The sequence below is a fragment of the Azoarcus sp. TTM-91 genome (assembly GCF_012911025.1).
Taxonomy (GTDB): domain Bacteria; phylum Pseudomonadota; class Gammaproteobacteria; order Burkholderiales; family Rhodocyclaceae; genus Azoarcus.
In genome coordinates, this window is sequence record NZ_WUEI01000143.1 from 1 (window position 1) to 10,323 (window position 10,323).

6 protein-coding genes are annotated in these 10,323 nt (G+C 71.5%); 3 read left to right on the forward strand and 3 right to left on the reverse strand.

Annotated features, from left to right (window positions below; all coding sequences use genetic code 11):
• The first annotated feature begins 157 nt into the window (after positions 1–157).
• The 3 genes from ehuB to GRF61_RS21770 all read left to right on the forward strand — a co-directional run bounded on the left by ehuB (position 158) and on the right by GRF61_RS21770 (position 5,448).
• A complete protein-coding gene (gene ehuB, locus GRF61_RS21760) occupies positions 158–1,000 on the forward strand; it encodes an ectoine/hydroxyectoine ABC transporter substrate-binding protein EhuB (protein ID WP_211166136.1) in 843 nt (280 codons plus the stop codon).
• The gene (locus GRF61_RS21765) at positions 997–4,242 is read left to right on the forward strand and encodes an EAL domain-containing protein (RefSeq protein WP_169152719.1); all 3,246 of its coding nucleotides are present in this window, start codon (positions 997–999) and stop codon (positions 4,240–4,242) included. The genes ehuB and GRF61_RS21765 overlap by 4 nt, the downstream gene beginning before the upstream one ends.
• A 468-nt stretch (positions 4,243–4,710) precedes the next feature.
• Entirely contained in the window at positions 4,711–5,448 is a 738-nt protein-coding gene (locus GRF61_RS21770; protein ID WP_348982459.1) for an N-acetylmuramoyl-L-alanine amidase, read from the forward strand.
• Positions 5,449–5,616: 168 nt separating this feature from the next.
• On the opposite strand, the gene GRF61_RS21775 is transcribed toward GRF61_RS21770, so the two are convergent.
• Genes GRF61_RS21775 through GRF61_RS21785 form a run of 3 tightly spaced genes read right to left on the reverse strand, consistent with a single transcriptional unit; the run spans position 5,617 to position 10,313 of the window.
• A complete protein-coding gene (locus tag GRF61_RS21775) occupies positions 5,617–5,997 on the reverse strand; it encodes a hypothetical protein (protein WP_169152721.1) in 381 nt (126 codons plus the stop codon).
• A 52-nt stretch (positions 5,998–6,049) separates the two neighbouring features.
• Positions 6,050–9,163, reverse strand: coding sequence for an efflux RND transporter permease subunit (locus GRF61_RS21780; RefSeq protein WP_169152722.1), 3,114 nt, complete (start codon positions 9,161–9,163; stop codon positions 6,050–6,052).
• Positions 9,164–9,176: 13 nt separating this feature from the next.
• Positions 9,177–10,313: an HlyD family efflux transporter periplasmic adaptor subunit gene (locus GRF61_RS21785; protein WP_169152724.1), complete on the reverse strand. Its 1,137-nt coding sequence runs from the start codon at positions 10,311–10,313 to the stop codon at positions 9,177–9,179.
• Positions 10,314–10,323 lie beyond the last annotated feature (10 nt).

The window sequence follows — 10,323 nt, forward strand, 5'->3', positions numbered from 1 at the left end:
GTGCCAGGGCGGGCCGCTCCAGGCAGGTTAGCAGCAGGCCGGCGGTGGTCGCCAGTCGGCTCGCCGGACCGCGGCCCCGGGGAGCGGTCTTGTATGCACTTTGCCCGCCCTCCATACTCCACAGGATTCATCCACTTCGCCTAGGCGCCCGGTCGCTATGCTGATGCGGATCCATCTCGTTGCGGCGCTCGCCGTGCTGCTGGCTACTGCGGCGGCCCTGCTGGCGCAGGCCGGCCTGGCCGAACCTGATGCCCTGCAGCGCTGGCGCGCGGGCGAAGCCCTGCGCGTCGGTTATGCGCTGGAGCCGCCCTTCGCCTACCTGGATGCCAGTGGCAGGGTGACCGGCGAGGCGCCCGAGGTCTGGCGGGCGGTGGCGGAGGAGCTGGGAGGCGGGCCGCTGATCTGGGAGCACGCCGAGTTCGGCAGCCTGATCCACGAACTGGAGGCCGGCCGTATCGACGTGATTGCCAGCGGCCTGTTCGTCACCCCGGAGCGGGCGACGAGGGTGGCTTTTTCGCGCCCGACGGCCCATGTCTGCCCGGCCCTGCTGGTGCAGGCCGGAAACCCGCTGAAGCTTGCCGGCTATGCGGATGTGGCCGCCAATCCGCGGGCGCGGCTGCTGGTGGTGGCAGGCGCGGTGGAGGGCGAGCAGGCCCGGCGGGCGGGGGTGCCGGAAGCGCGCCTGCTAGCTTTTCCGGATGCGGACAGCGCGGTGGTGGCGCTGCAGCAGCATGCGGCGGAGGCCTTCGCCCTGTCGGCCGTGTCCCTGCGCCGGGCGCTCGCCAGCGCCGGCGATCATGGGCTGGAGCTGGTGGTTTCGTCGCGGGAAGCGGCCGGGCTGCCGGCCTTCGCCTTCCGTCCGGATGACCTCAGCCTGCGCGCCGCCGCAGACAGTGCGCTGGCGGGCTTCCTCGGCAGCGAGCGCCACGCCACGCTGATCGCCCGCTTCGGCTTCAGCCAGGCCGAACTGCCCGGCCGCGATGGAGGCTGCGGCTCATGAAGGTCTCTTCCAGCCGCAGTGGCGGCAGCGAACCTTATGTGCGCGGCGGCGTGCCGCTGCTCGTCGCCACGGTGGCCATGGTGCTGGTGGTGCTGGGCATGATGAGCTGGTCCGCCATGCGCTGGGATGCCACCCTGCGCGAAAGCGTGGTGCCGCTGGACCGGCTGGCCCTGTCGCGGCAGGCGGTGGTGCAGGCGGAGCTGTTCGCCGAGCGGGTGCTGGCGGGCGATCCGGCCAGCTCGCCAGAGCTGGTGCTGGGCAAGCTGGAGCGGGCGGTGCACGCCGGCCGCGACCTCGCCAGCGGTCATGTACGCCTGGCCGGCATGAGCGCCCGCGACCCGGCGTCGCCGGAGTTGAAGGCGGCGGTGGCGGATTACCTGGCGGTGCTGCAGACGATGGCGGAGCGGGTGAAATCCCGCATCGCCTCGCCGGAGCAAGTCTCCGGGCTGGACCTGCGTGCCCTGCACGGCCCCTTCGCCAGCAGCGCGATGCGGGTGGAGGTGGCGCTGCTGCGGGAGATGGAGGCGCGGCGCCAGTTCCAGCGCGAGCTGGACCGCATCAACCTCTTCCTCGTCTGCGGCCTGGCGCTGGGCTTCATCTGGTTCCGCTACCGCGCCGAGCTGCTGCGCCTGCGTGCGCTCAACGACGTGCTGGCGGGCAAGGAGCGGCTGCGCGCCTTCGCCGACGCGCTGCCGGAGGTGGCCTTCCTGCTGGATGCGGAAGGGCGCTACCTGGAAGTGTTCGGCAGCGGCAAGGTGATGGCAGGCGGACGCGAAGGGGTGACCGGCATGCGGCTGCAGGAGCTCTTTCCGCCGGAGCAGGCGGCGGCCTTCGCCGGGGTCATCGCCCGCGCGTTGGCGGAAGGCCGGGTGGTGAGCCATGAATACACGCTGGCGGATGGCGCCGCGCCGCGCCAGTTCGAGGCGCGGGTGGCGCCGGTGGCGGATACCGGCCGGGTGGTGTGGGTGTCCTGGGACGTAACCGAGCGGCGGGCCGCCGAGCGCCGGGTGGCCGATCTCTCCCGCCTCTACAACCTGCTGAGCCAGGTGAATCACGCCATCGTGCTGACCTCGGACCGGGCGGCGCTGTTCGAGCGGGTGACGAGGGTGGCGGTGGGCAGCGGCGGCTTCCTCGCCGCCTGGGTGGCGGTGCCGGAAGGCGGCCGGCTGCAGCCGGTGGCGGCGTTCGGCGCCGCGCCCGCCTTGCTGGAGGCCTGGACCATGCCGCCGGCGGGGCAGGCGCCGGCGCAGGAAGACGCAAGCCACGGCAAGGACGGCGAGCCGCCGGCCCACGGCCGCCAGCTCCTCACCGAGCCGCTGGCGGCGGCGCAGTCGGGCTGGCGCGGCGAGGCGGCGGCGGAGGGGGCCAGCCGCTTCATCGCCATCCCCTTGCACTGCGAGGGCGAGTTCGCTGGCGTCATGGGCCTGCTCTCGGCCGCGCCGCAGCCGGCGGGCGACGAGGAGGCCGCGCTGCTGGGCGAAGTGGGCGACGACATTTCCTACGCCCTCACCCAGTTCGCCCGCGAGGCCGAGGCCAGGCGCAAGGACGAGCGCATCCTGTTGCATGCGGCGGCGCTGGAGGGCACCCGCGACGGCGTGATGGTGACCGACGCCGAGGCCCGCATCGTCTCGGTGAACCGCGCCTTCACCGAGATCACCGGCTACACCGAGGACGAAGTGCTGGGGCGCACGCCGGCGCTGCTGCGCTCCGGCCGGCACGACGAAGCCTTCTTCCACACCCTGTGGGCAACGCTGAAGAGCGTGGGCCACTGGCAGGGCGAGCTGTGGAACCGGCGCAAGAACGGCGAGGTGGCGCCGCAGTGGATGTCGATCAGCGCAGTGCGCGGCGGCGCTGGCGGCGTCGGCCATTATGTCGGCGTGTTCACCGACATCAGCCAGCTGCGGCAATTCGAGGAACGGGTGAGCCACCTCGCCCAGTACGACCCGCTCACCGACCTGCCCAACCGCATGCTCATCGGCGCCCGGCTGCAGCACGCCATGGAGGCCGCCGGGCGCGACCGCCATGTCGTCGGCGTGCTGTTCATCGACCTGGACCGCTTCAAGAACATCAACGACGCGCTGGGCCATGATGCCGGCGACGAGCTGCTGTCGGCGGTGGCCGCGCGCTTGTCCGGCCGCTACCGCAGCGAGGACACCCTGGGTCGCTACGGCGGCGACGAGTTCGTGCTGGTGCTCGGCCAGCTGCGCCATGCGGCCGACGCGGCGGCCATCGCCCGCGACTTGCTGGCCGCGCTGGACCAGCCCTTCGTGCTGCACACCGGGCGCGAGATCTACATCAAGGCCAGCATCGGCATCTCCATCTACCCGGACGACGGCGACAGCCCGGCCGGCCTGATCCAGGATGCGGACGCCGCCATGTACCAGGCCAAGCACGCCGGCCGCAACACCTTCCGCTTCTACCAGGAGGCCTTCACCCGCAGCGCCGACGCCCGCCTGTCGCTGGAATCCCGCCTGCGGCGGGCACTGGAGGGCGAGGGCTTCGAGATGTATTACCAGCCCTTCGTGGATGTCGCCAGCGGCCGCATCGTCGGCGCCGAGGCGCTGGTGCGGCTGAAGCCGGACGGCGGCCCCTACATCGGCCCGGCGGAGTTCATCCCGCTGCTGGAGGAATCCGGCCTCATCTTCGACCTCGGCACCTGGGTGCAGCGCCGCGTCTGCCGCCAGGGGCGGGAATGGCTGGACCAGGGGCTGGACTTCGAGCGCCTGGCGGTGAACCTGTCGGCGGAGGAGGTGAGGCGCGGCGGCGTGGTCGAGCGCCTGCGCGGCATCCTGGCGGAAACCGGCTTTCCGGCGGCCAAGCTGGAGATCGAGATCACCGAATCCGGCCTGATCCACCGTGGCGCCGAGGCGCTCGCCTTCCTGCACGAGCTCAAGGGCCTGGGCGTGCAGCTGGCGATAGACGACTTCGGCACCGGCTACTCCTCGCTCGCCTACCTGAAGCGCTTCCCGGTAAGCAAGCTGAAGATAGACCGCAGCTTCATCAGCGACCTGCCGGACGACCACAGCGATGCCCAACTCACCACCACCATCATCGAACTGGCGCGCAACCTCGGCCTGCAGGTGCTCGCCGAAGGCGTGGAAACCGATGCCCAGCGCGCCTTCCTCGCCGAGCGGGGCTGCGATGTCTACCAGGGCTATCTGTGCAGCCCGCCGGTGCCGGCGGCGCAGTTCGCCGAGCGTTTTCTCGGGGAGTCTGGCCCCCGCACGCCGGCCCGCGGCTGAAGCCTGCCGGCTTGACGCCGGGCCGCCCGCCGGGCCACCCTCGGCCTCCGTTTCTGTTTCCAGCCCGATGCGCCGCAGGTCAGCCGCAGCGACTCCTGCACGCGGTAGAGGGGGGAAGCGGGCGGGAGGAGGGCGGGAAGAGCACGCCACAGCGCGCGCCGCCAGACTCCCTTTCCCCTCGAGGGAGAGGGCAGGGGCGGCTGCGATTCAGCTCAATGGCCGTTCCCTCCTCTCCCCCTCTCCCCGCCCCAACCCTGTGGCCTGTATGCCACAGGGCGCTCCGGCAGGTGAAGCGGTGCTTCGCTTTTCCGCCTCCACCCCGCGAGGGGAGAGGCGGAAAACACCACGCCATTCCAATCGTCATGGATGCCCGATTTGTTTTTCATCGCAGTGACCACTAGGGCCAGCGGCTTTCTCAACGCCCTGTCCGCCCGCTGCTCCGGCTTTTGCAGGGCCTTGATCCCCGCCGTGGTCCTAAGCGGCCTGCCCCTCCCACTGCAGGCCGCCGCGCCGCTGGTGGCGATCGACTTCGGCCACACCCTGGCTGCCCACGGCGCCACCAGCGCCCGCGGGCGCGGCGAGTTCTATTTCAACCGCGACCTGGGCGAGGCGCTGGCGGCGGCGCTGCGTGAGCGCGGGCTGCGGGTGCGCATCGTCAATGGCGATGGCCGCATCGCGTCGCTGCGGGCGCGGCCGGTGGCGGCGGAAGGGGCGGACCTGCTGGTGTCCATCCACCACGATTCGGTCAGCGCCCAGCTGCTCAACGCCTGGGAGTGGCAGGGCCGGCAGCTGGACTACAACGACGACTACGCCGGCCATTCCCTGTTCGTGTCGCGCGACAACCCGGACACCGCCCGCAGCATCCTGTGCGCCCGCGCCATCGGCGCCCGCCTGCAGCGCATGGGCTTCGTGCCCACGCACAAGAACGGCCTGCTGCGCGCTTACGCCGACCGCGAACTGGCGGTGCATTACTACGATGGCCTGGCGGTGCTGCGCCATGCGCGCATGCCGGCGCTGCTGTTCGAGGGTGGTGTGATCAAGAACCGGGACGAGGAACTGCTGCTGGCCGACCCGGCCTATCAGGCAAAGATGGCCGACGGCATGGCGACCGCCATCGCCGCCTGCCTGCTGAGTGGGCAGCCGGCGGACGACGAGGCGGGCGCGGACCGGCCGGACGTGTTGCCGCAGACGCCGGCGGGGTATTGAGGCGGGCGCTGTTTGCCGCCCGGTAGCGGCCGGCCCGGCATGGCGCGAGCACGGGTGTGGACGAAAAAACGCCGGCCCGGGAAGGCCTCCTCCCGGGCCGGCGTTCTCTTTTCAAGCCGGCAAGAGCCGGGGCGCTCAGGCCATCGGCTCAGGCAGGCGGCGCTGCAATCACGGCAGCTTGAAGCGCACGTTGGCCGTCTTGCCGTCGCTCATCTTAACCGTGGCGACCACGCGGGCGCCGGCGAGGTCGAAGGCGCCGCGGGCTTCCAGGCGGTCCTCCAGCGTCGCCAGCGAGACTTCGCTGCGGTTGCCGCCGGCCAGCATGGTGAGCTTGCCGCTGACGCCGGCGAGCCTGGCCGGCTGGCCGTGGTCGCGGATGTAGAGCGAGATCACGTCCGGCCGGGCGACCAGCTCGAAGTCCAGGTCGGCGGCTTCCGTCACCTGGCCGCCGTGTTGCGGCTCGTGCGCATGCTCGTCGCCGTGGGCATGGGCGCCGGCCGGCAGCAGCGCGGCGCAGGCGAGCAGGGCGGCGATCAATCCTTTCTTCATGGGAACTCCTTTGCGTTCAGCTTGGATGGAATGCGGATGGAGGGGGCTGGCTTCAGAAGGCATTGTTGTCGGCGTCGTCCAGCAGGCGCTCGGCGCTCTTGCGGCCGAACAGCCAGAACATGGCCGGTGTCAGGAAGGTGTCCAGCAGGGTGGAGCTGACCAGGCCGGAGAAGATCACCACCGCCACCGGATGCAGGATCTCGGTGCCCGGCTGCTCCGCCTCGAACAGCAGCGGCGCCAGCGCGAAGGCCGCCACCAGCGCGGTCATCAGCACCGGCGTCAGCCGCTCCAGTGAGCCGCGCACGATCATCGCATGATCGAAGCGCTCGCCCTCGAAGCGCATCAGGTTGATGTAGTGGCTGATCTTCAGGATGCCGTTGCGCGCCGAGATGCCGGCCAGGGTGATGAAGCCGATCAGTGCCGCCACGGAGAGCGGCTGGCCCGACAGCCACAGGCCGATCACGCTGCCCACCAGCGCCAGCGGCACGTTGGCCATGATCAGCGCCGCCAGCGTGGCCGAGCGGTAGCGGCTGTACAGCACCAGGAAGACCATGGCCGCCGATACCAGCGACAGCAGCGCGATCAGCCCGGCCGCTTCCTCCTGCGCCTGGAACTGCCCGCCCAGGGTGACGAAGTAGCCCTCCGACAGCGGCTGCGCGGCCACCGCGGCGCGGATGTCTTCCACCACCTCGGACAGCGGCCGCCCCTGGGCATTGGCCGACAGCACGATGCGGCGGCGGCCGTCGTCGCGCACGATCTGGTTGGGGCCGTCGGCATCGTCGATGCGCGCCAGCTTCTCCAGCGGCACCCGGCCCAGCGGCGTTTCGATCGGCAGTTGCGCCAGGCCCTGCAGCGTGCGGGTGTCCTCCGGCAGGCGCAGTACCAGGTTGAAGCGGCGGTTGCCCTCTATCACCTGCGTCACCGTCTCGCCGCCCACCAGGGTCTGCAGACTGGCCATCAGCTGCGCCGAGGAGAGGCCGTACTGCGCCACCGCGGCGTGGTCCACCACCACCTTGATCTGTGGCGCCAGCACCTGCTTTTCCACCTCCAGGTCGGCCAGGCCGGGAATGGCGGCCAGCCGCGCGCGCAGCGCCTCCGCCTGGGTGCGCAGGGTGTCCAGATCCTCGCCGAACAGCTTGATGGCGATCTGCGCCCGCACGCCGGACAGCATGTGGTCGATGCGGTGGGAGATGGGCTGGCCCAGGCTGGCCGACACCGGCAGCACCGCCAGGCGGCGGCGCAGATCGGCATAGACCTCGTCCAGCGGCCGCGTCAGCTCGGATTGCGGCACCAGCTTCACGTCCAGCTCGGACACATGCACCCCTTCCGCATGCTCGTCCAGCTCCGCCCGGCCGCTGCGGCGGCCGACGTGCACCACCTCGGGCACGCCCGCCACCAGCCGCTCCGCCTCGGAGGCGACGCGTATGGATTCCGACAGGGTGACGCCGGGGTTGAGGCGCAGGCCGATCAGCAGCGAGCCCTCGTTGAAGGGCGGCAGGAAGGTTGTGGGGAAGAGGGGCACGGTGAGCGCCGCCGCCAGCGCCGCCACCGCGCCCAGGCCGACCGCCGCCTTGGGCGCCTGCAGCACCTTCTGCAGGCCGCTGGCGTAGTGCGTCTTCAGCCAGCGCACCAGGCGCGGATCGCCGTGGTCCAGGTTCTTCATCCGCGGCAGCAGGTAGAAGGCCAGCACCGGCGTCAGCGTCACCGACACCAGCATGGAGGCGAGGATGGAGACGATGTAGGCGATGCCCAGCGGCACGAAGAGCTTGCCCTCCATGCCGGGCAGCGCGAACAGCGGCACGAACACCAGCACGATGATCAGCGTGGCGTAGACGATGGCCGAGCGCACCTCCAGCGTGGCCCGCGCCACCAGTTCCAGCGGATGCAGGCGGGGGCTGTGGCGCTGGTTCTCCTTCAGCCGGCGCAGCACGTTCTCCACCCCCACCACCGCGTCATCCACCAGCTCGCCGATGGCGATGGCGATGCCGCCCAGCGTCATGGTGTTGATGGACAGGCCGAAGTAGCGGAACACCAGCACCGTCACCAGGATGGACAGCGGAATCGCGGTGAGCGAGATCAGCGTGCTGCGGAAGTTGCCGAGGAAGAGGAAGAGCACCACCGCCACCAGCACCGAGGCCGCCACCAGCTTGCCCTGCAGGTTGCCGATGGAGGACTCGATGAAGTCCGCCTGGCGGAAGGTGACGCGCGGCGCCTCCATGCCGGCCGGCAGCGCGCCGCGCATGTCGGCCAGTGCCGCCTCGATGTTGCGGGTGAGGGCGACGGTGTCCGCGCCCGGCTGCTTCTGCACGCCGAGGATGACCGCCGGGCGGCCGCCGAAGCCGGCGTCGCCGCGGCGTATCGCCGGCGCGAAGCCCACCTCGGCGACCTGGCGCAGGCGGATGGCGCGGCCGTCGCGGGCGGTCAGCGCCAGGTTCTGCAGGTCTTCCAGGCGCTCGCTGCGGCCCAGGTGGCGGATCAGGTATTCACGCCCGTTCAGCTCCTTGAAGCCGCCGCTGGTGTTGGCCGCGTAGCCCAGCAGCGCCGCCTCCACCTGGTCCAGGGTGATGCCCAGCGCCGCCATGCGCTGCGGGTCCGGCTCTACCTGGAACTGGCGCACCTCGCCGCCGATGGGGATCACCTGGGCGACGCCGGGTATCGCCATCAGCCGCGGCCGCAGCGACCAATCGGCGTACTCGCGTACCGCCATCGGCTGGATCTTGTCCGGGTCTATCGGGATCGCCACCAGCATGATCTCGCCCATGATGGAGCTGACCGGTCCCATGCGCGGCACGATGCCAGCGGGGAAGTCCGCTTCCAGCGAGGCCAGCCGCTCCCCCACCAGCTGGCGGGCGCGGTAGATCTCGGTATCCCAGCTGAAGGAGACATAGACGAAGGACAGTCCGGCGCTGGACACCGAACGCACCGATTCCACGCCCGGCAGCCCGTTCATCGCCGTTTCCAGCGGGAAGGTGAGCAGCTGCTCGACCTCTTCCGGCGCCATGCCGCCGGCCTCGGTCATGATGGTGACGGTGGGTTTGTCGAGATCGGGGAACACGTCCACCGGGGTGCGCGCCAGCTGCAGCGCGCCATAGAGCATGAGTACCGCGCTGGCGGCGAGCACCAGCATGCGGTTGCCCAGGCTGGCCTGGAGTAGCCACTTGAACATTGCGGCGCCTCCTTCAGCGGACCTGGCCGACGAGGGCGGCGCCTTCGCTCACCACCCGCTCGCCGGCGGCGAGGCCGGACAGCACCGCGCTGCGCGCCCCGTCCAGCGGCGCCACCGCCACCACCCGCGGCTCGAAGCGCTCCGGCGCCTGCTTGATCCACACCATGGTCTGGTTGGCGGCATTGCGGCTCAGCGCCGCGCTGGGCACCGCCACGCCGCGGCGGGTGCTGCGCGTCTGCACCACCACCTTCACCGGCTGGCCGATGGCATAGGCGGCCAGGCCGTTGCCCTCGGCGCGGAACACCAGCGGCAGCGCCTGCTCGCGCAGGATGCGGCCGGCGCCGATGAAGTGCAGCGGCAGCGCGGCGCTGCCGCCCGGCGCCGATGCGCGCGGCGGCACCAGGGTGGCGCTGCCGACGTCGGCGGCCAGCGCGGCGTCGAAAGCCAGCGCTTCCACCTGCATGCGGGCGGGATCGACGATTTCGAACAGCGTCTCGCCGGCGGCGACCACCTGGCCGGATACCGCGGCGGCGCTGGCGATGACGCCGGCCACCGGGGCGACCAGGGTTTCGCGCGCGCTGAGGCCGGCGGCCAGGGAGCTGGCGCGGGCGGCGAGGCTGTCGCGCTCGCTGGCGGCGGCTTCGAGGTCGCGGCGCGGCACGGTGTCCGCCAGCTCTTGCAAGCGGGCGAGGCGCTTGTCCGCCAGCGCCAGCGCGCTGCGGGCTTCTGCGAGCTGGGCCTGCTGGCCGGCGCGTTCCAGCGCGGCGGCGCTGGTCACCACATGGGCCAGCACCTCGCCCTTGGCCACTTTCTGGCCGACGCCCGGCAGGCCGCGCGGGCCGGCTTCCAGCCGGCCGCCCTGGGTGGGCTGCACCCGGCCGCCGGCGTTCGGGTCCAGCGTCACCGTGGCGGCCAGTTCCACCGCCTGCGGCAGCTCGGCTTCGGCTGCGACGATGGTGCGCAGGCCCATCATGCGCTGGGTGGGTTTGGGCAGGAACACGCTGCCGTCCGCCAGCCGGCGCGGGCCGTCGCCGGCGGCGGCGGGTGCTTCGCCGGCATGGTCGTGGTCATGGCCGGGGTCGGCGAAGGCTGGGGTGGAGAGCTGCAGCGCGAGCGGGATGGCGAGCAGCAGGGCGAGGCGGCGGATCATGGCGTGGGGG

Excerpts from the sequence above, each read along its gene's own strand:
- ehuB (WP_211166136.1), top strand. The coding sequence starts at position 158 with ATGCTGATGCGGATCCATCTCGTTGCGGCGCTCGCCGTGCTGCTGGCT.
- GRF61_RS21775 (WP_169152721.1), bottom strand. The coding sequence starts at position 5,997 with ATGAAGAAAGGATTGATCGCCGCCCTGCTCGCCTGCGCCGCGCTGCTG.
- GRF61_RS21780 (WP_169152722.1), bottom strand. The coding sequence starts at position 9,163 with ATGTTCAAGTGGCTACTCCAGGCCAGCCTGGGCAACCGCATGCTGGTG.
- GRF61_RS21765 (WP_169152719.1), top strand. The coding sequence starts at position 997 with ATGAAGGTCTCTTCCAGCCGCAGTGGCGGCAGCGAACCTTATGTGCGC.
- GRF61_RS21785 (WP_169152724.1), bottom strand. The coding sequence starts at position 10,313 with ATGATCCGCCGCCTCGCCCTGCTGCTCGCCATCCCGCTCGCGCTGCAG.